General features: G+C 55.0%; 24 protein-coding genes. 12 read left to right on the plus strand and 12 right to left on the minus strand.

The window, feature by feature from the left end; genetic code table 11:
* The first annotated feature begins 163 nt into the window (after nt 1-163).
* Nucleotides 164-850 carry a DUF374 domain-containing protein gene (locus tag ACFIO0_RS14255; protein WP_390911063.1) on the plus strand — a complete coding sequence of 229 codons (687 nt, stop codon included), beginning with the start codon at nt 164-166 and terminating at the stop codon, nt 848-850.
* Nucleotides 851-933: 83 nt separating this feature from the next.
* Here the strand turns inward: ACFIO0_RS14255 and ACFIO0_RS14260 are convergent, their stop codons facing one another.
* Nucleotides 934-1,428 carry a hypothetical protein gene (locus ACFIO0_RS14260; protein WP_390911064.1) on the minus strand — a complete coding sequence of 165 codons (495 nt, stop codon included), beginning with the start codon at nt 1,426-1,428 and terminating at the stop codon, nt 934-936.
* A 130-nt stretch (nt 1,429-1,558) separates the two neighbouring features.
* Nucleotides 1,559-2,464 carry a peptidoglycan-binding protein gene (locus ACFIO0_RS14265; RefSeq protein WP_390911065.1) on the minus strand — a complete coding sequence of 302 codons (906 nt, stop codon included), beginning with the start codon at nt 2,462-2,464 and terminating at the stop codon, nt 1,559-1,561.
* Between the two features lie 185 nt (nt 2,465-2,649).
* Here ACFIO0_RS14265 and ACFIO0_RS14270 point away from each other — a divergent pair, with 185 nt between their 5' ends.
* Complete coding sequence (locus tag ACFIO0_RS14270; protein WP_390911066.1) at nt 2,650-4,329, plus strand: adenylate/guanylate cyclase domain-containing protein; 1,680 nt, start codon at nt 2,650-2,652, stop codon at nt 4,327-4,329.
* Nucleotides 4,330-4,421: 92 nt separating this feature from the next.
* Here ACFIO0_RS14270 and ACFIO0_RS14275 read toward each other — a convergent pair whose 3' ends face one another.
* The 7 genes from ACFIO0_RS14275 to ACFIO0_RS14305 all read right to left on the minus strand — a co-directional run bounded on the left by ACFIO0_RS14275 (nt 4,422) and on the right by ACFIO0_RS14305 (nt 10,783).
* Nucleotides 4,422-5,090, minus strand: coding sequence for an ATP-binding cassette domain-containing protein (locus tag ACFIO0_RS14275; protein ID WP_390911067.1), 669 nt, complete (start codon nt 5,088-5,090; stop codon nt 4,422-4,424).
* Nucleotides 5,091-5,144: 54 nt separating this feature from the next.
* A complete protein-coding gene (locus ACFIO0_RS14280; protein ID WP_390911068.1) occupies nt 5,145-5,849 on the minus strand; it encodes an ATP-binding cassette domain-containing protein in 705 nt (234 codons plus the stop codon).
* A complete protein-coding gene (locus ACFIO0_RS14285; protein WP_390911069.1) occupies nt 5,842-6,798 on the minus strand; it encodes a branched-chain amino acid ABC transporter permease in 957 nt (318 codons plus the stop codon). The genes ACFIO0_RS14280 and ACFIO0_RS14285 overlap by 8 nt, the downstream gene beginning before the upstream one ends.
* A 1-nt stretch (nt 6,799) precedes the next feature.
* Nucleotides 6,800-7,669, minus strand: a complete 870-nt coding sequence (locus ACFIO0_RS14290; RefSeq protein ID WP_390911070.1) for a branched-chain amino acid ABC transporter permease — start codon at nt 7,667-7,669, stop codon at nt 6,800-6,802.
* 62 nt (nt 7,670-7,731) lie between these two features.
* Nucleotides 7,732-8,997: an ABC transporter substrate-binding protein gene (locus tag ACFIO0_RS14295; protein WP_390911071.1), complete on the minus strand. Its 1,266-nt coding sequence runs from the start codon at nt 8,995-8,997 to the stop codon at nt 7,732-7,734.
* Between the two features lie 47 nt (nt 8,998-9,044).
* Nucleotides 9,045-9,710 (minus strand): pyridoxamine 5'-phosphate oxidase family protein, encoded by a 666-nt coding sequence (locus ACFIO0_RS14300; protein ID WP_390911072.1) that lies wholly within the window; start codon nt 9,708-9,710, stop codon nt 9,045-9,047.
* 59 nt (nt 9,711-9,769) lie between these two features.
* The gene (locus ACFIO0_RS14305; protein WP_390911073.1) at nt 9,770-10,783 is read right to left on the minus strand and encodes a nitrilase-related carbon-nitrogen hydrolase; all 1,014 of its coding nucleotides are present in this window, start codon (nt 10,781-10,783) and stop codon (nt 9,770-9,772) included.
* Nucleotides 10,784-10,910: 127 nt separating this feature from the next.
* Between ACFIO0_RS14305 and ACFIO0_RS14310 the strand changes: the two genes are divergently transcribed.
* The 3 genes from ACFIO0_RS14310 to ACFIO0_RS14320 all read left to right on the plus strand — a co-directional run bounded on the left by ACFIO0_RS14310 (nt 10,911) and on the right by ACFIO0_RS14320 (nt 13,469).
* Nucleotides 10,911-11,858: a helix-turn-helix domain-containing protein gene (locus tag ACFIO0_RS14310; protein ID WP_390911074.1), complete on the plus strand. Its 948-nt coding sequence runs from the start codon at nt 10,911-10,913 to the stop codon at nt 11,856-11,858.
* Between the two features lie 160 nt (nt 11,859-12,018).
* Nucleotides 12,019-12,678, plus strand: coding sequence for a LysR family transcriptional regulator (locus ACFIO0_RS14315; protein WP_390911075.1), 660 nt, complete (start codon nt 12,019-12,021; stop codon nt 12,676-12,678).
* 164 nt (nt 12,679-12,842) lie between these two features.
* Nucleotides 12,843-13,469 carry a glutathione S-transferase N-terminal domain-containing protein gene (locus ACFIO0_RS14320; RefSeq protein ID WP_390911076.1) on the plus strand — a complete coding sequence of 209 codons (627 nt, stop codon included), beginning with the start codon at nt 12,843-12,845 and terminating at the stop codon, nt 13,467-13,469.
* Nucleotides 13,470-13,524: 55 nt separating this feature from the next.
* On the opposite strand, the gene ACFIO0_RS14325 is transcribed toward ACFIO0_RS14320, so the two are convergent.
* The 3 genes from ACFIO0_RS14325 to ACFIO0_RS14335 all read right to left on the minus strand — a co-directional run bounded on the left by ACFIO0_RS14325 (nt 13,525) and on the right by ACFIO0_RS14335 (nt 15,754).
* On the minus strand, nt 13,525-14,124 hold the full coding sequence (locus tag ACFIO0_RS14325) for a short chain dehydrogenase (protein WP_390911077.1): 600 nt from the start codon (nt 14,122-14,124) through the stop codon (nt 13,525-13,527).
* Nucleotides 14,121-14,483 (minus strand): MerR family transcriptional regulator, encoded by a 363-nt coding sequence (locus tag ACFIO0_RS14330; RefSeq protein WP_390911078.1) that lies wholly within the window; start codon nt 14,481-14,483, stop codon nt 14,121-14,123. Before ACFIO0_RS14330 ends, ACFIO0_RS14325 begins: the two co-directional genes overlap by 4 nt.
* A gap of 114 nt (nt 14,484-14,597) precedes the next feature.
* Nucleotides 14,598-15,754, minus strand: a protein-coding gene (locus tag ACFIO0_RS14335; protein ID WP_390910992.1) for an IS3 family transposase whose coding sequence is annotated in 2 segments (ribosomal slippage) — nt 14,598-15,508 and nt 15,508-15,754 — 1,158 coding nt in all. Because the reading frame shifts where the segments join, the coding sequence is not laid out codon by codon here.
* 317 nt (nt 15,755-16,071) lie between these two features.
* Between ACFIO0_RS14335 and ACFIO0_RS14340 the strand changes: the two genes are divergently transcribed.
* The 7 genes from ACFIO0_RS14340 to ACFIO0_RS14370 all read left to right on the plus strand — a co-directional run bounded on the left by ACFIO0_RS14340 (nt 16,072) and on the right by ACFIO0_RS14370 (nt 23,694).
* The gene (locus ACFIO0_RS14340; protein ID WP_390911079.1) at nt 16,072-18,366 is read left to right on the plus strand and encodes a bifunctional salicylyl-CoA 5-hydroxylase/oxidoreductase; all 2,295 of its coding nucleotides are present in this window, start codon (nt 16,072-16,074) and stop codon (nt 18,364-18,366) included.
* Nucleotides 18,363-19,121: an SDR family NAD(P)-dependent oxidoreductase gene (locus ACFIO0_RS14345; RefSeq protein WP_390911080.1), complete on the plus strand. Its 759-nt coding sequence runs from the start codon at nt 18,363-18,365 to the stop codon at nt 19,119-19,121. Before ACFIO0_RS14340 ends, ACFIO0_RS14345 begins: the two co-directional genes overlap by 4 nt.
* Nucleotides 19,118-19,594: a MarR family transcriptional regulator gene (locus ACFIO0_RS14350; protein WP_390911081.1), complete on the plus strand. Its 477-nt coding sequence runs from the start codon at nt 19,118-19,120 to the stop codon at nt 19,592-19,594. Before ACFIO0_RS14345 ends, ACFIO0_RS14350 begins: the two co-directional genes overlap by 4 nt.
* Complete coding sequence (locus ACFIO0_RS14355; protein ID WP_390911082.1) at nt 19,591-20,397, plus strand: enoyl-CoA hydratase family protein; 807 nt, start codon at nt 19,591-19,593, stop codon at nt 20,395-20,397. Before ACFIO0_RS14350 ends, ACFIO0_RS14355 begins: the two co-directional genes overlap by 4 nt.
* Nucleotides 20,397-21,560: an acyl-CoA dehydrogenase family protein gene (locus tag ACFIO0_RS14360; RefSeq protein ID WP_390911083.1), complete on the plus strand. Its 1,164-nt coding sequence runs from the start codon at nt 20,397-20,399 to the stop codon at nt 21,558-21,560. Before ACFIO0_RS14355 ends, ACFIO0_RS14360 begins: the two co-directional genes overlap by 1 nt.
* A gap of 19 nt (nt 21,561-21,579) precedes the next feature.
* On the plus strand, nt 21,580-23,205 hold the full coding sequence (locus tag ACFIO0_RS14365) for an AMP-binding protein (protein ID WP_390911084.1): 1,626 nt from the start codon (nt 21,580-21,582) through the stop codon (nt 23,203-23,205).
* A gap of 84 nt (nt 23,206-23,289) precedes the next feature.
* On the plus strand, nt 23,290-23,694 hold the full coding sequence (locus ACFIO0_RS14370; RefSeq protein WP_390911085.1) for a Rid family hydrolase: 405 nt from the start codon (nt 23,290-23,292) through the stop codon (nt 23,692-23,694).
* The last annotated feature ends 17 nt before the right edge of the window (nt 23,695-23,711 follow it).

The raw sequence follows: 23,711 nt of genomic DNA on the forward strand, positions 1-23,711 counted from the left end.
TAATGCATCCAAGACCTTGCCCGAAACTAGCAGATGTTCGGGCACTGTGATTTAGCTAATCGTGTGGTCACAGATTGACTGGTGGATTTCAGGAAAGTGTGCAACAAACGCGGCATACAAAAGTGCCTGAGGCGTTTAGTCCTGCGCAAGGTGGGACGATCAGATGAGTTTGCGAAAAAGAATTATTGATAGCGACAGGTATGCGCGTGTCGTAACCGGAATCATTTCCGGCTACTTGCGCTTTGCGTATCGCACCTCCAGCTGGCAGCGACTTGGGTTCGAAGCGATGGATGACGCCGTAAAGAACGGCGATACAATTATCATGGTGCTTTGGCATGAACGGCTAATCATGGCCCCCTACATTTTTGATGTGTCGCTGGGAAAGCTCTGCGGCTTGACGTCATCTGCCCGTGGCGGAACGATGATCGGGAAATTTCTGAACCGCTTTGGAATTGATTACGTGCCAATGGCCAGTCGCCAGCGTCACGTTGCGTTGTCACGCACGGTTCTGAACCGCATGAAAGACGGCAGTTCCATCGCAATTGCAGCTGATGGATCGCGCGGACCGGCGCATAAATCAACAACCGTGCCCGTGGTTTGGGCGCGTGTGTCCGGCAAGCGTGTTTTCGCAGTAAGCTTTTCGTCGCGCCGATCGATTCGGATTCCCACTTGGGACCGGACGGTGGTCCCAAGACCCTTTTCGAGCGGTGTTTTTATGTGTCAGGAATGGAACCAGACAGTCCCTCGAAAAGGTACAGAAGCAGAATACGAAGACTTGCGACTGGACCTTGAAGGTCTCTTGAATGAAGTCACCGATGCCAGCGATTTGGCGAGCGGCCATAAGTCTTAACGTGAGGCGCGATACGGCGACACAACGCCTAGAGCCACCATTCGGCCATTTCAATCAGACAAAATTCAATCACGATTGACGGTTCACTCTTTCAGTAGCTGGCCGGAATCGTGAGCAGCCTCGATTTCGACGTCCGAGACAAGATCGTCGGAATTGGTATCGATCAGGTCAAAGAACTCATCCAAGCCCATCTGACGATAAAGCCGTTCGCCAGCATAAGCCGCCACTTCCTCGATCGTCAAAATACCGTCCGCATTTGCGTCCGAGCCGTCAAATGCAAACGCTGGTTCTACCTTGGCAATTTCGTCTTTGTCCAAAATTTGGTCAGCGTTGGCGTCGAATTTTTCGAAATAGGCCTCCATTCCGACGCCACGCTCAGGTCCCATCGTGATGAACTTTTCAATTTCAGAACGGGTAACCTGCCCGTCCTTGTCAAAATCTGAGGCACTGAAGGGGCCGTGAGGGCCAGGGCTGCGGGGACCATCCGCCAGAGGATTGCCCTCGTCTGGTGACAAGCGGGCAAAAATGACCACCGCTACAACTATGATCACGAGCGCCGAGCCGATAATCTTTTTCATCTCATTTCCTAATTTGGACCCAGAACAAATGGACGAACGAAGAAAACGTCGTCGCACACGTCATACGTATGAGATGGGTTTTTCTGTCGATATTTGGAGCACTCAAAAAGGACGTTCGGACCCTGGCCTCTTAGGGGTCCCAAACCGTGGGAATGTTTAAGCCCGGTTTTTGATTTTCCAATGCGTCGATGTAGGCCGTCATGTTGTGGTTCAGCCCGCGCTTTCGATCGTTGTGGATCAATTGTCTGGTTTGACCGGTGTGATGAAAGCCACTGGGCAAACTACACACGATGTCATCTGCGCGACAAATCGACAGAGACAGGTGATCGTGTTTGATCCGACCATTCACCTTGCGCAGCTTAGGTGCTGCAAAACCGATGGCTGGTGACACAAATGTCTTCGACAAAATCTGTGCAGACGCTGCCCCCAGCGAGTGCCCGATAATCAGGCTTGGCCAGTCGCTTTGATCTGCGCCGATCCATTTGGAAATGATGTTTGCATGCGAAAAGAACCCTTGATGCCAGATCGTACGCGAGGCCCCCGCCTCGGTTTCTTTTGAAAAAACCTCTTTGTCTGCGTGTTTGTAGCTGAGGGTCAGTTGCTTGGCACCTGCCTTGATGACCCGCAAATTGAACCTGACATAGTCCGCAAACGAATTGCTGCCCGGGATCAACAGGCAGTTGTTGCTCAGCATGTAAGCCTCGACGCCGGGCGTCGGACAACGACGGGTGACTGTCAGCCCGAACTTCGCATCCAATTCCTTGTCAGCAGTCCCTTTTCGCTTTTGCCTCAGCTGATAAGACAGGGCCGCCAAATGTGCGCTGGTCATGATGGAATGGTCGATTCGTCCACTGGATCCGAACATCACATCGCGGGTTCTACGCCCGACAATTCCGTCCACGACCAACCCATTTGCGGCTTGAAACGCTTTGACCGCCGCGAGGGTCTTGGCACCGCGAATGCCGTCAATTGGTCCGGGGTCATAGTTAAGCTTTCGCAACTGACGCTGAATGCTTTTCCAACTCTTTCCAGACATAAATAAATTTCCCAAACAATCTTTTGCGCAATACGCCCCTACGAAGTCACACCACAGACCAAAATGCGAGCATCATTTCACGCAGCGCCACAATCATAGATTGAACGCGCGCAAACATGTCTCGACGCAACAGGCTCGTCACGCTAACCAATGGCGTAGGGAAATTTTTGCCCAAGGGGAACCAAATGAACAGCAGCCTTGTCGCTGTGCTCGCAGCTGATGTTGCAGGTTATTCAAAATTGATGGGTGACGATGCAAAATCAACGCTGGTGGCGTTGAAGCGATTGCGCTCCGAGGTTTTCGGTCCCGTTGTTGCGTCTCGGCGTGGGCGTATTGTCAAAAGCATGGGCGACGGTTGGATTGTTCTGTTCGGGGCCGCCACAGACGCGGCGTCATGTGCGTTGCAAATCCAAGACTTGCTGACAGCCGACGTGGCACGAAGTGACCCGAATATTTTGCTACGACTTGGTGTTCATTTGGGCGATGTGGTCGAGGACGAAGACGACATTTACGGCGACGGCGTGAACATCGCGTCGCGCCTCGAACAATTGGCTGAACCGGGCAGCATCGTCATTTCTGATACAGTGTTTAGCATTCTGGATGGCACGTTGCGCCCGTCGTTCGATGACGCCGGAAAACGTTCGCTAAAGAACATCACGCATCCCATGCGCGTCTGGGCAAGTGGATCTGTACCAGCCCTTGGTCAATCCCCCGAGGTAGACGAGAGCGGCACACGCATTGTGATCCGTCCCATAGAAACATCCGATGACAGAGTAGAAGTTTTAGAACTTGCCGATGCGCTGACTGGCGACTTGGTCACGTTCCTGAATGCGACCCATTGGCTGTCCGTCACCACAGGATCCACCCCTACGGGGGCCTATGCGTTGACGGGTAGAATGCGCGCGCACGCAAACCGCTTTCGCCTAGAGGTGAAATTCATCGATCCGTCAGGTCGGGAATTGTGGTCCGACAAAATCGACGGCAATTTGGATGATGCGTTTGAATGGCAGGACATGGCGTGCGAAGCCCTCGTCGCGCGTGTCATGACAGCGACCTTTGATACCGAACGTCGCAAATTAGACAAGCTGACGATAGATCAGATGACGTCCAGAGAATGCGAATTACGCGGGCAATTGGCGATTGATCGGCTGGACCCCGACGCCTTTGCCTCTGCGCTAAAGTACTCAAGCGCGGCTATCGAAAAAGACCCAGCTGCGGCACATGCCTTGGCCCTTGCTCTCGTGGCGTACCTGTCAGCGGCTGTGATGGGGTATGACGAGGTGAATGAACGCTACACCGCCTCTGTTCCGGCTTGGTGCAAAGCCGCAGCCCCCTTGGCTGCGGATCATGCGTTGCTGCATTTGGCGCTGGGTGTCACCACCTACGCACAAAGCAATGATCCCAAGGCGTTGCGCATCATCGTAGAGCAAGCCTTGCGCCAATCCTCGTCAGATTTCATCACCCTGACGCTAAGCGGTTGGGCCTATATTTGGACCAGCGACTACGGCCCCGCGTTGGATTGCCTTACCAAAGCCCGCAAACTCGGGGGGCAAAGCCCATGGTCCATGTCGATCCTCGGCGGCCTGGCCTTGGCGTCTTTGCTGGCAGGCGATGAAGCCGCGGCAATCGAATATGCAGAACAAGGTTTGAACGTAAGCAGCAACTATTCGACCCTACACCGGGTCCTTGCTGCGGCCCACGCGCATCTGGGGCAGATGGACGCCGCCCGGCACGCCATACAAGCCGCACAGGCGCTCAATCCTGATGACTCAATCGCCAGCATTAGCGCGCGTAACATGTTTCGCGACACGGCCCACGAAAACAGATATCTGGACGGACTCAGGCTGGCAGGCATGCCAGAGTAATTGAGTTTTGCGGGTTGCTCGCGCGTCGCGGCGACATCAAACGTATCGTCAGCTTGGTGCTGTTTTTTGGGGTGGAAAAAATGCCGCTAAATTTACGCCCCGAGATAGGCGCGTTCTAATATCGTGTGATCGGACTTGAGTTCTGCAGGCACACCTTCAAACCGCACTTTGCCCTGAGACAACACATAACATCGATCTGCCACATCCAGCGCAAGTTGGGTAAATTGCTCGATCAACAAAATCCCGACGCCTTGGGTTCGTAAATCGCGAACCACGCCGATCAAACGGTCGATGATCACAGGGGCAAGGCCCAACGACATTTCATCGATCAACAAAAAGCGAGGGCGCGACACCAACGCTTGCGCGATCGCCACCATTTGCTGTTGCCCACCCGAAAGCGATCCTGCGGCTTGGTTTTGCAACGGGACAAGTTCCGAAAAAACATCGAGCGCATTTGCGACTGCGTTGTCCCGTTCCGCACGTGATAGACTGGGTGCGGCGGCGCGCAAATTGTCCAGCACACTTAACCCTTCGAGCACTTGGTGACCTTCTGGAACGGCCGCGACACCCTGCGCGCGAATGGCCTGGATGCCGGTCCCGTTCAAAACGTTGCCATTCACGCGAACGGTACCAGATGCAATTGGCATGACACCCGCGATTGCGAGAACCAATTCCGATTTTCCGGCACCGTTGGGACCCAAAAGAGCCACGATTTGACCCGCTTGGACCTCGATTGAAACGTCATTGATTACAGCCCGCATGTTGGATTTGATCGTGATATTGCAAGCTTTTAGCATTGTCGTTGCCTTCTATTTTTATCGACCAAGGTACGCGGTTTTGACGGCTTCATCTTGCAGCACGTCGCGCGTTGGCCCAAAGGCGATGAGTTTTCCGAAATCCAGCACCGCCGTAGATGTGCAAACGTCACGGATCAGATCAACGTCATGATCGACCATAATAATCTGGGCACCAAACATAGATTTTGTCTGTCTGATCAGTTTGCGCAAATGTTGCATTTCGTTTTCGGACAACCCGCCGCCTGGCTCATCCAAAAGGATGATTTTCGGATTTCCGATCAGGCATTTAGCGATCTCTGTCATGCGTTTTTGATAAGTATTCAGCTTGCTGCCCAAAACATCGCCACATTCAAACATCCCGACAAAATCCAATACTTTTTCCACCCGTTCCTTACGACATTTACGTGCAATCCCCTGTGTATCGAGCACTGCCAACATGTGGTCCGTGACTGTTAATTCTTGCACGACCTGCACCTTTTGGAACGATCGCGACAGCCCCCAACGGGCCCGCTTGTGAGGTGCCAAATCCAGCAAATTCAATCCATCGATCACAACGCGCCCGCTGGTGACGGGCGCAAACCCCGAGAATGCGTTGGTCATCGTGGTCTTGCCCGCACCGTTTGGGCCAATCAATCCGATGACGTCATCGTCGATCGCCAATGTTAGGTTATCCAAGGCAACAACGCCGCCGTATTTGACGGTCAGGTTTTCGATGCTAATCATGCGACTTCCTTTGCAGGACGTCAGACAACTGACCTGCGATCCCGCGCGGCGCAGTCATGATGGCGTGTAGCAATGCGGCCCCAAACACCATCAAAGCAATGTCCGCGCTGATCCCGAAATCGTTCAAGACCGCGGGCAACAGCTTGTAGAGCAAACCTGCGATTACCGCCCCGATCCATGAATAGGTTCCGCCAACGACAGCCAGGGCGAACAGCAAAATGCCGTCTGACGCGAGGAACGATCGCGCGTCCAATTGGCCCAAGGCGCCACTAAGCAGTGCGCCGGCAATACCAGCAAGCAGCCCCGACAGCGCGAATGCCCAAATCTTGTAAAATGTGACATTGATACCGGCGGCCAACGCGTTTGCTTCTGATTGCCGGATCATGGCCCACGCCCGCCCGGGTGCAGTGATCCTGTGCACTGCGACCACCCCGAAACAAAGGGCTGCGATGACGATGGTGTAGCGCAAATAGGCGACGTCGTTCGGGGCAAAAACAGGGGTCCGAATTTCGGCGGCAGATTGGCGGGCGACCCCCCAAAAACCTGCACCGCCGTTCGGGAATTGAAAGGCATTGAACAGAATTTGGAATGCCCCTGCGGCCATCAACGTCACCAACGCCAAATACAAGCCGCGCATCCGCATTGCGGGCAACGCCAGAACCGCACCGGTAGCAGATGCGCCAATCCCCGCGATCAAGACTATCGACGTCACCGGCAACGATGTCGCGTAGTTCAATCGTAGTGCGATCCAACCGCCGACCGCGACAAGCGCGATTTGCGCCAAGTTTATCAGACCAAGTTGTGCGAACAGCACCGAAATGCCGGCGGCAGCAAGCGCAAAGATTGCCGCAGAGGTGACGACTTTGACCCAAAGGGCAGACAGCAAAAACGGTAGGACCAGAACGCAAAATATCAGTGTTGCGGCGGGCGAAAGGGCAGTTTTGAACATCTTAGGCCTCCTTTGCGAAGGTCAGTTTTTGACCGCGCTGCATCCACAAAATCACAAGTGCCGCGATGACAAACGGGGCCATCGTGCGCAAAGGCGCGGCAGGGCGATAAAGCGTCAACATGGATTCAACAACGCCGATGAAGAGCCCCCCGACCAGCGTCATCGGCAAAGACGTCAACCGCCCGCAGATTGCGGCGGCCGTCGCGGGAATGACCATGAATGTGATCACTGTCGGTTCCAGCCGCACAAGGCTGCCAAAAATCAAACCGGTAAAGCCCGCCAACGCGCCCGAAATCCCCCACGCCAAAGCTTCGGTCTTGACGATCGGGATTCCCAACAAGGCCGCGTGGTCGCGATTGTCAGCCAATGCACGCATGTTCAATCCGGTGTGCGACCGGTGCAAATATTGCACCATTCCGATGACCGCGCCGATGCTAACCGTGAATGCGATGATCCGCGTCACAGTCACGCGAACCCCCAGTACGGTAACTGCGATTTTGTCGCTCGGCAGTGAGATTTTGCGCAACGCGTCCTCCCAGAGGAACCCGACCAATCCAAGTAGGATAAGCATGTAGCCCAGCGTCGCGATGGCTTTGACCGCGGGTTCGCGCCATGCCAATGCCGGCGAAATCAAGCGGCCATATGCGACCGATAACCCGATCCCCACCGCAATCGCAGAGAACCAGGACAACACGCCGGGCAGACCCCATTCCGCCACTTGCCACGCGCACATCGCACTGGCCGCAGCAATCGCCCCGTAGGCAAAATTCAACACACCTGTTGAATTGCGCAAGATCACCAACCCTATCCCGCCAAGCGCGTAAAGCGACCCAACAGCCAGCCCAGACACCAGAAATAATCCATACACCATCTTCAAAATCCTATGCGAAAAGGACCGGCAGGCACGTCACCCGCCGGTCAGTTCGGGGAAGGTTACTGATTGATCCCAAGCGCTTTTTCTTGGGCACGGATCGGCTTTAGATAGCTGCTTTGGATGTCATAGCAGTCCCGCACGACTTCGAATGCGCCACCCGTATACGCCACCATGCGACCTGCGTGATTTGGCATGTGGCGGTCTGCATCACCGACGTAATAGGGCGCGCACAGCAAATCAGACGTGGCGTTTTCAATGCCTTTAATCGCTGTTGTCACGGTGGCGCGGTCCAACGTTTCCGGGTCCAAGTCCAACAACGCATCGACAAAGAAACGGGCGGAAATGTAGCCCGATTGCGAGAACGTGTCGCGCCGGTCGCCGTCTTGTCCGTATGCATCCATCACGGCGGCCCAATTCTGGTTGTCAGCGCCATCACTGTCAAACGGGGCCAGTTCGATATTGACGAACAGATTGTCGTTCCAATAATCGCCCAAGACTTCGGCCACGCCTGGGTCATACAGCGGTGTCGGGGATACCCATTTGAACAGGTCACGCCCGCCTTGTTCTTCGGCTACTTTCAGCAAGCCGATCGCGGGACCTGCAGGCAACATCAACAGGATCGTATCTGCCCCCTCGGACAGCGCTTGCAGGTAGACAGAATTCAGATCGACCGCTGTCGGATCCATCAAGATGGACGTGCCAGAGAGCCTTTTGCTTTCCATGAAATTTTTCATCCAGTCGCACGCCCAACCACCGTTGTTGGGGATGTTGAACCCGATGCAAGCGGCGTTCTGCGTCCCTAATTCTTCGACCGCATAGGTTAACGCACCAATACCGGACGGCAGCGGACCTTGGTTCGTCGACACAATGTTCGAACTCTCGTAGCATTCGGAAATGGCGCACCCAGAGGCCATGACCATAACGTCTTGGTCCTTGTAGAGTTTCGCGTTCACGGCCATCGACACGACAGATCCGTTGCCGACAAGGGCCACAACGCCTTCGTCTTTGACCAACTTGATTGCGACTTGGCCGGCTAATTCAGGATTCCACTGGTCGTTTTCGACAATGTATTCGACGGGGCGGCCATTGATGCCGCCGTTTGCATTTACGCATGCAAAGTATGCAGCTGCGGCGTCTGTTCCACCTGAAAAATCACCCGGAGGGGCATTGCCGTTGATCCCGCCCACTTTGATTGGATCACCTGTTGCGACCTTGCCAGTGCCGAGCCCGCAAACCGGCGTGTGATCGTCGGCCATGGCCGAGGTCCCGATAGAGGCAAGGCAAAGCGCTGCCGCCCCTATAAATAGGGTTGTTGTAAATTTCATTTCTGTCTCCCGTTGAGTTTCGCTTTGGCCTTTGGATAGCCGCAGCTTTAGGACGTGCCTTGCAGCACTTTATTCAGGTATTCTTCTTCGGTAAGGGTGCCGCCTTCGGTGGATGCGCGGCCCTGATCGTCAGGATGCAAAACTGGTTGCAAACCATCGATCCGCTTCCATGCCGGAAATGGTTGGCTGCCGTCTTTTGCTGGAACGTAAGGCGAGGTTTCCAAGCGCGCATGTTTGTGGATGTAGCGGGCGCAGTTTTGAAAAACGACCGCGACGTCGACATCCACCACCATGTTGCAGCCGGGAAATTGCGCCATCAATTCAGGATCTTTTGACAGTTTAGCATTGCCTTGAACGCGAATTCGCCACGGCGTGACCATATCCATGAACAGCAGGCCGACTTTGGCCGCCTCGTCGATGTTGCCCATCGAAAACCACATGCCGTTACCGTCATAATTGGGAAAGATCAGGCGGTTCGGCCCCATAACTTTGACAAAACCGACAGCACCCCCTTTGTAGGACACCGTTGGCATGCCGTCCGCCGAAACCGTCGACAAAAAGAAGTAATCGCGGCTGTTGATGTAGTCGGTGTGAATGTCTTCTAAAGCGTCGCGCACAATGGCGTGCACCACAACTTCGGCCAGTTTTTCGTGCTGTCCATCTTTTTGCAAAGCACGTTGGGCGTCGGTGTAAAACTCTGTCGGTGTTGGCATGTGACCCTCCCAAGTCTGATCGGAAAAACGGGAACGTCGTGCGCCCCGTTTTGGTAATTTTACTCAGTGACGTCTGCAGGTGAACCGGATTGTTCCACCATTTCCTCCCAGCCCGAGGCATCGTCGAAATTGACCACGGCACGCTGTTTCTTACGGTTGATCAGCAACCGGGTGCTGTCGCGTTTGGCGTAATGACCTGCGGGGTCAGCGGCACCTTTTGCGTAACCGATCATGTGCAGATCGATGTCTGCGTACATGATGCCTTCATGGTCGTGCGGAATACGCTCTGCCAATTCTGATCCGTCGGGGCCGTAAATCGTCGTATAGCCTCCACCGAGAGGCAGCAGCGCTTCTTTTTCTGCATCGCCATCGCACAGCATGTCTTGCATCTCTTTGGTCACCAACGAACACGGTGCCACAACGAAACACGATCCCTCGACGGCATAGATCATCGATGCGCCATTGTTGACCTGATGACCCAACGCATACGCAACGCCTTCGTACAGCGCCAGATTGGGCCATGCGGCGACGTGGATTTGCTCGTTTTGGGCGTACATCGCGTATTTGCTGAGGGGTTGCAGGTGTTCCCAGCAGGCCAGCTGACCGACGCGTCCAATTGAAGTTTGTACAACATTCAAATCCGACCCGTCGCCCTCGCCGTAGACTGTGCGTTCGACGTGGGTTGGTTTTAATTTTCGACGTCGGTTCACAACTTCGCCGGTCTCGTCAAAGTGCCATTGCGCGATGTACAACGATCCGCCATCGCGTTCCGAACAGCCCATCGACAGCTGAATATTATTGTCGCGACACGCTTTTGCGAGGCGGGCTTCTTGTGGGCTGCCAGCGACGATCGAGTTGTCAAAGTAGCGGCCAACAAACTGCATTTGCCAAGCGACGGGGCCCAGCCAAATGTGGTTCGGATAGCCCGGCAACCATGTTTCACTGAAAGCGATCAGGTTGGCACCGTTCGCGGAAGCCTCTTCGATCAGCCCTATCGCTTTGTCGATGCCGGCGTCCAGATCAAGGAAGCAGGGAGCGGCTTGAACGGCCGCGACTTTGGATTGCGTTGACATGGTTTTCCTCCGTGAATTTCCCAATCAAGCTGCACCTTTCGCGCGGTTGGTGCTTTTGGATTTGGGCGGAAAAACTTGCGTTTTTGTGCGTTCGGGTCACTATTAGTTAACTTTAGGACTAATTTTGATGGACATCCAAACGCGCTACGACACCAACGACGTCTCTGCCCAAGATCGCTTTGCGTATTGGCGCGAGTCCGTGTGCGACAGCTATGTCCAGCTTGGGTGTGACACTGAAAACAGAAACGACTTCAGAGGGTTGATTGAAATCGGGCGGCATTCGGTTGTGTCGATCTCAAAGGTTGCAGGGTTGGCGCACACAGTCGAGCGGCGCAAACGGGACATTCGATCTGCATCGGATTCCTACTTTTTGCTGAGCCTGCAAACCGCCGAATCGTCCAGCGTAACCCAGTTCGGTAAGACGGCGGTTTTGCAGGCCGGCGACATGGCGCTGTATTCCAGCACTGATCCCTATACCCTGCGGCTGGCTGACGATTTCCACAAAACGGTGGTGCAATTGCCCACGGCAAAATTGATCGAACGGCTTCCTAATGCAGAGATGCTGACCGCTCGGAAGATTGACGGGCAGTCGGGAATTGGCAAGCTTGTCCGCGAAAATATTCTCGCTTTTGCCGAACACGTGAATTCGCCGAACCCGATGGTGCAAGCGCTGCTGCAAGATACGTTGATTGATCTTATCGCGACGGGATTGGCTGTGCATGGCGCCGACAAAATCGAACTGTCATCCCCTGAGCAACACGTGATGTTGCGCGCCAAATCATTCATCCGAAGCACTCTGGGAAATCCGGATTTGGGCCGCAATCGCGTGGCCGCAGAAATCGGAATGTCGGTGCGTCGTTTGAATGATATTTTCGCAAAAGAAGGCGAGCCGATCAGCGCATTTATTCGCCGCACACGGCTTGAAGGCGTGGCCACTGACCTCAAAGACAACCGCTTTGAACGTCACTCGATCAGCGAAATTGCCTTCCGCTACGGATTTTCGAATATGCAAAATTTTTCGACCCTGTTTCGCACGCATTTTGGGCACAGTCCTCGGGATCATCGCGCACCTTAGGTGTCGACGAGGGCCCGAACTGACCTGTCGTTAGGATGGTCAGAAAATTTACTATGGCCGATCTGAACGACGGTTTCACTAAAACAAACAAGCGAAAAAGCGTTCTGGATGAATTTCCGCGAGATTGAACAACTGTCAGCTTTTGACTAACAACCGCGACATGGACATTCGCTATAGTCTTAACCGGCTTACCTACTTTGTCGCAACAATTGATGCAGGCACGATCACTGCCGCAGCGCATCAGCTAGGCATCAGCAAGGCAGTCGTCAGCAAGCAATTGCAGATTTTGGAACAAGAGGTCGGCACACCGCTCTTGCTGCGCAACACGCGGCACCTGAAGCCAACAGATGCCGGTTCGGCATTTTTCGAGGATGCCAAGTCTGCCCTTACGCAGGCCAACAACGCCTACAAGCAGGTGCTGGATCGCGATCAAAAACCGAAAGGGCGATTGCGTGTGACGGCCCCTGTTGATTACGGTGCCTCGCATGTTGCGCCGTTTGTAGCGCGGTTCCAAAAAGCCTACCCAAATGTGGCCGTCGATTTGTTTTTGAACGACATGCGCTTAGATTTGATCAAAGAACGCTACGATGTCGCGTTCAGGATCGGGTGGTTAAAAAACTCGCGAAACTTGGCCAAAAAGCTGCGCGATTTCGAAGAGATTGCTGTGTGCACGCCTGCGACATTCGAGAAATTCAACGCCAAGGATCCCGCCGATCTAGCTGCGGTGCCGTTTATCCTAAGTCATGCGTTTGCAGGGAAAACGGATTGGACCTTTGCCAAGGGTGATGTCACTCGGGACAGGTCCGCTCAAACGCGCTGAAGTGCTTTTTGGAAATGGGTCACTCCGAGATTGGGCAATTGCGTTAGCTCGCAACCTTCGTCAACCAAAAGCTGACAGTCTATCAGGCAATCGTCGGTTTCGGTGGCTCAGGGCAGGCGATATTTGGTGTGGTGAATTCACTTCGCGCACGGAAAGGCCACCTTATGAAACTCTATGGACATCCGCTTTCAGGAAACGCTCATCGTGTTCAAAATATGCTTGGTATCCTGAGAATACCCCATGAGAATGTCATCGTCGATCTGACCGTTGGCGCGCACAAGCTGCCGGATTTCTTGGCCATGAACCCGCTGGGGCAAGTTCCTGTTCTGATCGATGACGATCTGACCTTGCGGGATTCAACCGCCATTCTGCCCTATCTCGCACGCAAGTACGATGCCACAAACCGCTGGTTGCCCACAGATGCAATTGGCAATGCGCATGTCCAAGAATGGCTATCGATTGCTGTGAATGAAATCATGCAGGGCCCATTTGTGGTGCGCGCCATCAAAATGTTCGCCATGCCCGCAGACCTGAACGCGGCAAAGGCCAAAACCGACGACTTGTTCGACGCCCTGTTTGAACCCCACCTAAAGGACCGTCAGTGGCTGGCAGGTGATCATGCAACAATCGCCGATATTGCATGTTACAGCTACATCGCCCGCGTCACGGACGGCGAATATTCGTTAGATGCATACCCTGCGATCAGGGCTTGGTTGACCCGCGTAGAAGATCTGGATGGGTTCGCGCCGTTTGTTGTCGGCGCTGATTTCCTTGCATCGCTCAACGCCTGATCCTGCAATGCGGATGTATGGAATTTACAGCTCGCCAAACCCCAACCTTGGAAACCTACGCAACAATGATGATCTGTCCGGTGATCGCGCCTTCGACACTTTTGGCATAGGCGCGTCCGACCCGTTCAGATGACACTGGATCATGGCCCGCAAACCATTGCCCATATCGCGGCACCGACACATCCAGCAAACCGGGGCTGACGGCATTTATTCTTAGTCGACGCGGCATCTCAATAGCACTGCCAACGACAAAGCCGCCCAAAGCCCCATTGGCCGTCGCGGCCCCAACGCCCATCCGGACCGGATCGCGATCAAGCACACCACTGGTCAGCGTAAACGACCCTCCTTCGAGCACAGCCGTCAACCCTGCGAGGACAAGATTGATCTGTCCCATGACCTTTTGACGAAACCCTAACATCAGAGTTTCGTCTGTCTGTTGCTCCAGCGGTCCGAAATGAACATCACCCGCAGTCGACACGACGGCATCCACAGGCCCTACACGCGCATACATATCATCCACCGATTGACGGTCGGATATGTCGAGCTGAATGTCACCGCTTGAACGCCCGACACGTATCAAATCATGGCGCGCACCCAGTTCATTACATGCCGCTTTGCCAATGTCGCCTTGGGCACCGACCACAATAATTTTCACGGGGTTTCCCCTATGATTTCATCGTAACGCGCGCGCTTTTGGGCCAAGAGTTTACGGCATCTGGATAACTGCATTTGTTGTACGTCCAAGTGTTGTGCGTGATCGCCAAGTACCGCTTTGCGCTCTGGTACAGTTGCGTCGCCTTGCCGATAGAGGCCTGCGAAATGTTGCATCGTTTTCATCGGCATGCCTGTAGCGCGTAAGGACGCGAGCAAGGTCAGCCACTCCAAGATTTCTCTTGAAAACTGGCGGTGACCATCATCACTGCGGGCAATTTCGGGCAACATTCCCGCCTTTTCGTAGAACCGGATCGTGTGGACAGTTAGCCCACATTCCCGCGCTGCTTCTGCGATTTTCATATGGTTCACAGCTCCTTTTTTTTCACCTCTAGCGGGTTAGAGCAACTATAGGTCAAGACCTGTTTTTGAAGAACAGCGGCATCTGTGCTGACCTGCCCCCCGAGGCTCCCTCATTCATAACGAGAGTTTGCGGGTTTGGATTTCATATTCTTCATCGTCAGTTTGGGCAAGCGCGTCGTGCGCGGAGCCCTCAAGTTGCTCAAGCGCCCGGCGCGCTTCAGTGGGCGTTTTGTTCCCGAGAGACGAGTGCGGTCTGACCTGATTGTAGTCGTATCGCCAAAGCGCCAGTTTTCTGCGGGCGTCATCTAAAGTGTCGAAGATCTCCTCATTCAGCAGCTCGTCTCGCAGGCTGCCATTAAAGCTTTCGATGAAGCCATTCTGCTGCGGTTTGCCCGGATCGATGTAATGCCAATCCACGTCGCTATCGCCAGCCCACTTCAGGATCGCGCGACTGGTAAACTCCGTCCCGTTGTCACTGACAATACAAGCAGGCTTTCCGTAGACGCGCACCAGTGCGTCCAATTCACGGGCAACCCGAGCGCCAGAGATGCTGGTATCGGCCATCAGGCACAGGTTCTCACGGCAGCAGTCGTCATTCACTGCCAGCATGCGGAACTTGCGAGACGCACCAAACGTGTCCGACACAAAATCCAACGACCAACGCTCGCCCGGGCGCAAAGCCACGGGCATAGGTGTCCGCGATCCACGCGCACGTTTACGGCCTCTGCGCCGCCTGACACCCAGCTTTTCCTCGGTGTAGAGACGATACAGCTTCTTGTGGTTCATAATCATGCCTTTGCGTTCCAACAGCACGCCAATCCGGCGATAGCCGAACCGACGCCGTTTGCTGGCAATCGCCTTCATCTCTTCGCGAACTTCTGGATTATCCGGCGGCTTGTCGCGCCGTACGGTCTTGGGATCGACACCGACCAGCCTGCACGCACGACGTTGCGAGATATCATGATCCCGCATTGCCTTGCGTGCTACAGCCCGTCGCAAATTCGGTGTCGTCAGTTCTTTCCCAGCAAATCTTTCAACACAACATTGTCGAGCATCGTGTCCGCCAGAAGACGCTTCAGCTTGGCGTTCTCGTCCTCCAGCGATTTAAGGCGGTGGGTGTCAGAAACGTTCATGCCACCTTTGGCTTTGAACTTGTAGAACGACGCAGGGCTCAGGCCATGTCTCCGACACACCTCAGCCGTTGGCATTCCAGCTTCTTGCTCTTTGATCATCCCAATAATCTGGGCCTCAGTAAAACGACTCTGTCGCATTTGTTTGCTCCTTCGAAAGTTGAGCAAACTTTACATTAAAACGAGGGAAGTTTCGGGGGGCAGGTCAGTGCGTAGAGCAAAAGCCACGACCAGCCAATCCAGCATCGGCTTGAACTTACTGATAATCGAGGGGCGTCAGTACTAAAGGTAAGGCTAATTTCTTGGGTGCTGCGACTGTACTTAGGTCGGAACACCCCGGTTCTAGTCGCGAAATTTGTCGATATACTTTAAACATAAAATATTTGTGCTTGAAATTTATGAACGACTTTCCTAACCTCCAAAGGGCACCGAACTGTAACAGTAGAAAGTGACATCACATGCGCATCGCTTGCTTAGGTGGCGGACCGGCTGGCCTATATTTCGCAATCTCAATGAAACTGCGTGACCCATCATCCGAGGTCGTTGTTTTTGAACGGAACCGCGCCGACGACACCTTTGGCTGGGGCGTTGTTTTGTCTGATGAAACCCTTGGCAACCTAGAGATCAATGACGCGCAAAGTGCTGCTAGCATTCGCCAGCATTTCGCCTATTGGGACGATGTCGCGACCTTTCACAAAGGTCAAAAAATGTTATCGACAGGCCATGGGTTTTGCGGCATCGGGCGCAAGCGGCTGTTGATGATTTTGCAGGCCCGCGCCCATGAATTAGGTGTTGATCTGCGTTTTGAAACCGAAGTTGGCACCGCCTCTGATTACATGAATGACTTTGATGTGGTCGTGGCCTGCGATGGTCTGAATTCCAAAACCCGTATGGAATTTGCAGACACGTTCAAGCCAGATATCGACACCCGTTTGTGCCCTTTTGTCTGGCTCGGGACGCATCAAAAATTCGATGATGCGTTCACGTTCATCTTTGAGGAAACCGACAAAGGCTGGATCTGGGCGCACGCCTATCAGTTCGACAATGACACCGCGACGTTCATTGTCGAATGCAGCCAAGAAACCTTTGACGCCTACGGTTTTGCGGACCTGACCCAACAAGACAGCATCGCAATTTGCGAAGACATTTTCAAAAATCATCTTGGCGGTCACCCGTTGATGACAAATGCCAATCACGTGCGCGGATCGGCGTGGATCAAATTCCCGCGGGTGCTGTGCGAAAAATGGAGCCACGAAAACGTCGTGCTGATGGGCGACGCCGCGGCCACCGCGCATTTTTCGATCGGGTCCGGAACCAAACTTGCGCTCGAAAGTGCTCTTTCACTGGCCGAGCATTTAGACCAAAGCGAAACCCTCCCCAAAGCATTTGCGGCTTACGAAGACTCCCGCCGCCTCGAAGTTTTGCGCCTGCAATCAGCCGCGCGCAATTCAGTGGAATGGTTCGAGGATGTAGAACGTTATTTGCATCTCGATCCTGTGCAACTGAATTACTCTTTGCTCACGCGCAGTCAGCGGATCAGCCACGAAAACCTGCGCGCGCGTGATCCAAACTGGCTGGCTTCGGCAGAAAAGTGGTTCGCGGATCAGGCTGGCGCTGACACAGACGGCCCTGCCCGCGCACCGATGTTTGCACCGTTCCAACTGCGCGACATGTGCTTGAAAAACCGGATCGTTGTGTCCCCGATGGCGCAGTACAAAGCCGTCGATGGTGCCCCGACGGACTGGCATCTGATCCACTACGGCGAGCGCGCAAAAGGCGGCGCAGGGCTGATCTATACCGAGATGACCTGTACCTCTGCTGACGGTCGTATCACCCCCGGATGCCCCGGTCTTTACGCGCCTGAACACCAAACGGAATGGTCGCGTCTTGTCGATTTTGTACATTCACAAACCAGCGCCAAAATCTGCTGCCAAATCGGCCATGCTGGGCGCAAGGGATCGACAAACATTGGTTGGGAAGGGATGGATTCGCCGCTGAAATCCGACAACTGGCCACTGTTGTCCGCATCCGCGATCCCGTGGTCAGACGTCAACGCGCCCCCAAAAGCGATGACGCGCGACGACATGGATTTGATCAAAGCAGAGTTCGTATCTGCCACCGAAATGGCCCACCGCGCCGGTTTTGACATGATCGAATTACACGCAGCCCACGGGTACCTGATATCCTCGTTCATCTCGCCCTTGTCGAACCTACGCGCTGATGACTACGGCGGCAGCCTCGAAAATCGGATGCGGTATCCGTTAGAAGTATTTCATGCCATGCGCAGCGTCTGGCCAACTGGAAAGCCCATGTCAGTGCGCATTTCCGCGAACGATTGGGCCGGAGATGACGGTGTCACCCCGCAAGACGCCGTCGAAATCGCCCGCATGTTTGAGGCGGCAGGCGCTGACATCATCGATGTTTCTGCGGGGCAAACCTCGACCGTGGGCACACCAGTTTATGGACGCATGTTCCAAACGCCATTCTCTGATCGCATCCGTAACGAGGCCGGGATCAAAACCATGGCCGTGGGCAACATTTACGAAGCCGATCACGTGAATTCGATCCTGATGGCCGGACGCGCAGACCTTGTGTGTCTTGCGCGCCCGCATCTAGCGGATCCCTACTGGACCCTGCGTGCCGCAATCGAGCTGGGCGATCATCACGAACACTGGCCGCTACCTTATGAAGCTGGACGCGATCAGGCACGGCGTTTGGCCGAACGCGCCGCTGAAATGGCGGGCAAAGTATGAGCCCGCCCTTGGCAAATCTGGCCTCAAGACATGTGGTCGTCACGGGCGGTGGCACCGGCGTGGGTGCTGACATCGCGCAAAGCTTTGCCAAGGCCGGTATGACCGTCACAATTATGGGCCGCTCAGAGGCACCGCTGAAGGCGCAAAACCTGCCCTATCAACTGTGCGACGTGACCGACCCCGAGGCCGTGAAAACGGCGTTTGAAAAAGCCCGCGCCGAACACGGGCCCATTAGGATTGTCGTCGCAAATGCGGGTGCTGCGACCAGCATGCCATTCGCCAAAATGACGATGCGCGATCTGACAGCGATGACTGATGTGAACCTCGCAGGCGTGTTCAACGTTTGGCAAGCCGCATTGCCGGATATGAAGGCTGCCGGTACGGGGCGGATGATCGCAATCGCATCGACTGCCGGTCTGAAAGGGTACCCTTACGTTACGGGGTATTGCGCGGCCAAACATGGCGTCGTCGGATTGACACGGGCACTGGCGCTGGAACTGGCCACAACCGGCATCACTGTGAACGCAATTTGCCCGGGCTTCGTTGAAACCCCTATGCTAGATCGATCGATCCAGAACATTGTCGCCAAAACGGGCATGTCCACCAAGGACGCCACAAAATCGTTGACCAAGGGCAACCCGCAACGCCGATTTATCGAAACGGACGAGGTCGCGAGGGCAGCGCTGTGGCTTTGTTCAGATGCCGCGCGATCCGTCAACGGCCACGCACTTAGCCTATCAGGGGGTGAAATATGACCGAAACACAAACAAATGCCACGCGCGAACCGGTGTCAAAAGAACGACTGCGGTTGTGGCTGCGTTTTCTTAAAGCCAGTCGCGCGATCGAAGCCCAATTGCGTGAAAATTTGCGTGTCGAATTCGCGTCGACCTTGCCCCGTTTTGACGTGATGGCAGCGCTGTGCCGCTTTGAAGACGGGCTAAAAATGAGCCAGCTTTCCGGTGTCCTAAAAGTGTCGAATGGCAACGTCACCGGAATCGTCGACCGCTTGGCCGAGGACGGCATGATCGTGCGCGTCCCTGTCCCTGGTGATCGCCGCGCGAGCCTTGTGCGCATGACCAATCGCGGACGCGAAGAATTCGCCACCCAAGCCGCCGCGCACGAGACATGGATAAATGAAATGTTGATCGATTTCTCGCCCAGCGAGGCAAACGATCTGGCGGCCCGGCTTGAACAGCTTGACGCCAATTTGCAGGAGAAAACCCCATGAGCACGCGCACCGACGTTAAGCACTTTAGCTGCGTCATCCAAGACGGCATCGCAACCGTCAAACTGGACCGTCCTGACCGTAAAAACCCGCTGACTTTCGACAGCTACGCCGAATTGCGCGACTGGTTCCGTGATCTGGTCTATTCCGACGACGTGAACGCGGTTGTCTTTGCGTCAAATGGTGGCAATTTCAGCTCGGGGGGTGACGTGCATGACATCATTGGTCCGCTGACGAAAATGTCGATGAAAGAGCTGCTGACGTTCACCAGAATGACCGGTGATTTGGTCAAGGCCATCGTCAATTGTGGCAAGCCCGTCATTGCTGCGGTTGATGGCGTGTGCGTTGGCGCTGGTGCGATTATTGCGATGGCCTGTGATCTGCGGATCGCGACCCCTGCGGCCAAATGCGCGTTCTTGTTCACCCGCGTCGGCCTTGCGGGATGTGACATGGGGGCCTGTGCGATCCTGCCCCGCATCATCGGCCAAGGCCGCGCTGCAGAATTGCTGTACACTGGCCGCTCGATGAGCGCGGATGAAGGTGCGGCCTGGGGTTTTTACAACAAAGTTGTCGACGCAAATGCGCTGGAAACAGAGGCATTCAACCTTGCAACCCGGATCGCGTCGGGGCCGAATTTTGCGAACATGATGACCAAAACGATGCTGGCCCAAGAATGGTCAATGTCCATCGAACAAGCGATCGAGGCCGAAGCCCAAGCGCAAGCAATCTGCATGCAAACTGCTGATTTTGAGCGGGCCTACAACGCCTTTGTTGCCAAGGATAAACCCGTGTTCGAGGGCAACTGATGGCGGATAAAACATTCCTGACCTGGCCGTTTTTCGATGAAAAACACCGTGACTTAGCCCAGCGCCTTGATGTTTGGGCAGCTCGCGAATTGACCCACATCGATCACAGCGACACGGACGCCGCCTGCAAGTCTTTGGTTGCCGCCTTGGGACGAGGGGGCTGGTTGGAACACGCCGCAGTCGACCCTACCGGTGACGCCCCGCTTGACGTGCGATCCCTGTGTTTGATCCGCGAAACATTGGCCCGCCATGACGGGCTGGCCGATTTTGCATTCGCAATGCAGGGGTTGGGCACTGGCGCGATATCCTTGTTCGGGACCGATGATCAGAAACACGAATGGCTGCCAAAAATCCGCAAGGGCAAGGCTATTTCCGCCTTTGCCTTGACCGAGCCGCAGTCAGGATCAGACGTCGCCAATTCGACCATGACCGCCACGCTGGACGGTGATCACTACGTGCTGAACGGCGAAAAGACCTGGATTTCGAACGGCGGAATTGCGGATGTTTACACGACCTTTGCGCGCACTGGCGATGCACCGGGCGCAAAGGGGTTGTCCGCGTTTATCGTGCCCGCGACCACGCCCGGATTAGAAATCGCGGAACGCATAGATACAATCGCCCCCCACCCGCTTGCGACGCTGCGGTTCACCGATTGCCGCGTGCCTGCGCATGCGATGCTCGCCCAAAGCGGCGATGGTTTCAAAATTGCGATGGCCGTTCTGGATGTCTTTCGATCAACAGTTGCTGCCGCAGCCCTCGGGTTTGCACGCCGCGCACTGGACGAGGCATTGACCCGCTGCACCACGCGACATGTGCAAGGCGCACCGTTGTTTGATTTGCAAATGGTTCAGGGTCACATCGCTGACATGGCAGTAGACGTCGATGCCAGTGCGTTGCTGATTTATCGCGCCGCATGGACCAAAGATTCAGGGGCCCCGCGCATCAGTCGCGAGGCGGCGATGGCCAAACTATTCTCAACCGATCAGGCCCAAAACGTCATCGACAAAGCAGTGCAATTGCACGGTGGCGATGGTGTGCGCTCGGGCGAGACAGTTGAAAAACTATACCGTGAAATCAGAGCTTTGCGCATCTATGAGGGGGCCTCGGATGTGCAGCGCGTCATCATTGCGCGCCAAACTCTTGGCGCCCATTCACCCGACTAAAGCATCCCAAGGAGATCACATGTTCGAGCCAACTGCACACGTAGATACCTTTGCGCGCGACAACCTTCCGCCCAAGGATCAAATGCCCGATTTCCTGCTGGATGGGTTTGAATATTCTGATCGCTTGAATGCGGGTTACGAATTGACCGATGCCATGGTCGAAAAAGGTCACGGCGATAAAACTGCTTTGATCGGAAATGGCAGACGGCGCACCTACAAAGAGCTTTCGGATTGGACCAACAGGTTGGCCCACGTGCTGGTCGACGATCTTGATCTGAAACCGGGCAATCGCGTTCTGATCCGCTCTGCCAACAACCCTGCGATGGTGGCGTGTTGGCTGGCGGCAACCAAGGCCGGCGCTGTTGTCGTCAACACGATGCCGATGTTACGCGCCGGCGAATTGGCCGAAATTGTCGAAAAAGCCCAAATCAGCCACGCCTTGTGCGACACACGCCTGATCGATGAAATGGTCGCTTGCGCAAACGGGAGCGCACATTTGACCCACGTGACCGGGTTTGATGGCACATCCAATCACGACGCTGAACTTGACCGTTTGGCCTTGGAAAAACCTGTGCAATTTGGCGCAGTGCAGACGGCGCAGGATGATGTTGCCTTGTTGGGGTTCACCTCTGGCACCACGGGTTCGCCCAAAGCGACAATGCACTATCATCGCGATCTACTGATCATTGCTGACGGCTACGCCAAAGAAGTCCTTGGTGTGACAGCCCAAGATGTTTTTGTCGGCTCGCCGCCCTTGGCCTTTACCTTTGGCTTGGGTGGTCTTGCGATATTTCCGCTTCGGTTTGGGGCGACGGCAACGTTGTTGGAACACGCATCACCGCCGAATATGATCGAGATCATTCAGAAATACAAAGCCACGGTTTGCTTTACCGCCCCAACCGCCTACCGCGCGATGTTGGCCGCAATGGATCAAGGCGCCGACCTGTCCAGTTTGCGGGCGGCTGTCTCGGCGGGCGAAACCCTGCCCTCGCCGGTGTATGACGATTGGATTGCAAAAACCGGCAAGCCGATGCTGGATGGGATTGGTGCCACCGAAATGCTGCATATCTTTATCTCGAACCGTTTTGACGATCATAAACCGGCGTGCACCGGCCGTGTGGTCACCGGCTATGAGGCCAAGATCATTGACGAAAAAGGCGACGAGGTTCCGCGTGGCACTGTTGGCAGGCTGGCCGTGCGTGGTCCAACCGGATGTCGCTACTTGAATGATGATCGCCAGATCGGGTATGTGGATAAGGGATGGAACGTCACTGGCGATGCCTTTGTGATGGACGCCGACGGGTACCTGCATTTCGCTGCCCGCAATGACGATATGATCATCAGCTCCGGCTACAACATTGCCGGACCAGAGGTCGAGGCGGCGCTTTTGTCCCACCCATCTGTGAGTGAATGTGCCGTTGTTGGTGCGCCGGATGACGCGCGCGGCATGGTCGTCCAAGCGCATGTTGTGCTGGCATCAGGCCGCCCGTCGTCCGAGATGATCAAAACGTTACAAGACCACGTCAAAGCCGTAATCGCCCCGTATAAATACCCGCGCGGTGTAAAATTCTGTGATGCCCTGCCCAAAACGCAAACCGGGAAAATCCAGCGTTTCCTGCTCAAACCGGCGCGCGCGCAGCATTAAGCACAAGCGTTCTGCCCGCGCATTCGCGCCCACCGCAGCCCCTCCTTCTACGCCCCACTTTCGATCCAATTTTCGGAGACATCCATGACCGCCAAAACAATCCAACCCAACGATTGGGCACCTGCCAAGGGCTATGCCAACGGAATGCTTGCACGTGATGGAACGCTATACATTGGTGGCCAAATCGGATGGACAGCGGATCAAGAATTTGAATCCCATGACTTTATTGGTCAGATGGAACAGGCTCTGCGCAACATTGTTGCCGTTGTCCAAGCGGCGGGCGGCACAGTCACCGACATCACGCGCCTGACCTGGTTTGTGATCAACAAAGCAGAATATGTCGCACGCCAACGCGAAGTCGGAGAGGTGTACCGCCGCGTTCTAGGCCGCCATTTTCCTGCAATGTCGATGCTGGTTGTCGCCGGTCTGATCGAAGACGACGCCTTGCTTGAAATCGAAGCGACAGCGTTCATCGGAACCGCCGATTGATGCGGCGCAAACATCGC

This window comes from Pseudosulfitobacter sp. SM2401 (assembly GCF_042932805.1).
Taxonomy (GTDB): Bacteria; Pseudomonadota; Alphaproteobacteria; order Rhodobacterales; family Rhodobacteraceae; genus Ascidiaceihabitans.

Bases quoted from the DNA above. Each gene is read 5' to 3' on its own strand.
- ACFIO0_RS14370 (WP_390911085.1), top strand. From the start codon at position 23,290: ATGACCGCCAAAACAATCCAACCCAACGATTGGGCACCTGCCAAGGGC.
- ACFIO0_RS14275 (WP_390911067.1), bottom strand. From the start codon at position 5,090: ATGCGGGCTGTAATCAATGACGTTTCAATCGAGGTCCAAGCGGGTCAA.
- ACFIO0_RS14300 (WP_390911072.1), bottom strand. From the start codon at position 9,710: ATGCCAACACCGACAGAGTTTTACACCGACGCCCAACGTGCTTTGCAA.
- ACFIO0_RS14290 (WP_390911070.1), bottom strand. From the start codon at position 7,669: ATGGTGTATGGATTATTTCTGGTGTCTGGGCTGGCTGTTGGGTCGCTT.
- ACFIO0_RS14340 (WP_390911079.1), top strand. From the start codon at position 16,072: ATGCGCATCGCTTGCTTAGGTGGCGGACCGGCTGGCCTATATTTCGCA.
- ACFIO0_RS14285 (WP_390911069.1), bottom strand. From the start codon at position 6,798: ATGTTCAAAACTGCCCTTTCGCCCGCCGCAACACTGATATTTTGCGTT.
- ACFIO0_RS14305 (WP_390911073.1), bottom strand. From the start codon at position 10,783: ATGTCAACGCAATCCAAAGTCGCGGCCGTTCAAGCCGCTCCCTGCTTC.
- ACFIO0_RS14310 (WP_390911074.1), top strand. From the start codon at position 10,911: ATGGACATCCAAACGCGCTACGACACCAACGACGTCTCTGCCCAAGAT.
- ACFIO0_RS14330 (WP_390911078.1), bottom strand. From the start codon at position 14,483: ATGAAAATCGCAGAAGCAGCGCGGGAATGTGGGCTAACTGTCCACACG.
- ACFIO0_RS14365 (WP_390911084.1), top strand. From the start codon at position 21,580: ATGTTCGAGCCAACTGCACACGTAGATACCTTTGCGCGCGACAACCTT.
- ACFIO0_RS14265 (WP_390911065.1), bottom strand. From the start codon at position 2,464: ATGTCTGGAAAGAGTTGGAAAAGCATTCAGCGTCAGTTGCGAAAGCTT.
- ACFIO0_RS14295 (WP_390911071.1), bottom strand. From the start codon at position 8,997: ATGAAATTTACAACAACCCTATTTATAGGGGCGGCAGCGCTTTGCCTT.
- ACFIO0_RS14355 (WP_390911082.1), top strand. From the start codon at position 19,591: ATGAGCACGCGCACCGACGTTAAGCACTTTAGCTGCGTCATCCAAGAC.
- ACFIO0_RS14255 (WP_390911063.1), top strand. From the start codon at position 164: ATGAGTTTGCGAAAAAGAATTATTGATAGCGACAGGTATGCGCGTGTC.
- ACFIO0_RS14320 (WP_390911076.1), top strand. From the start codon at position 12,843: ATGAAACTCTATGGACATCCGCTTTCAGGAAACGCTCATCGTGTTCAA.
- ACFIO0_RS14280 (WP_390911068.1), bottom strand. From the start codon at position 5,849: ATGATTAGCATCGAAAACCTGACCGTCAAATACGGCGGCGTTGTTGCC.
- ACFIO0_RS14315 (WP_390911075.1), top strand. From the start codon at position 12,019: ATGGACATTCGCTATAGTCTTAACCGGCTTACCTACTTTGTCGCAACA.
- ACFIO0_RS14270 (WP_390911066.1), top strand. From the start codon at position 2,650: ATGAACAGCAGCCTTGTCGCTGTGCTCGCAGCTGATGTTGCAGGTTAT.
- ACFIO0_RS14260 (WP_390911064.1), bottom strand. From the start codon at position 1,428: ATGAAAAAGATTATCGGCTCGGCGCTCGTGATCATAGTTGTAGCGGTG.
- ACFIO0_RS14345 (WP_390911080.1), top strand. From the start codon at position 18,363: ATGAGCCCGCCCTTGGCAAATCTGGCCTCAAGACATGTGGTCGTCACG.
- ACFIO0_RS14360 (WP_390911083.1), top strand. From the start codon at position 20,397: ATGGCGGATAAAACATTCCTGACCTGGCCGTTTTTCGATGAAAAACAC.
- ACFIO0_RS14350 (WP_390911081.1), top strand. From the start codon at position 19,118: ATGACCGAAACACAAACAAATGCCACGCGCGAACCGGTGTCAAAAGAA.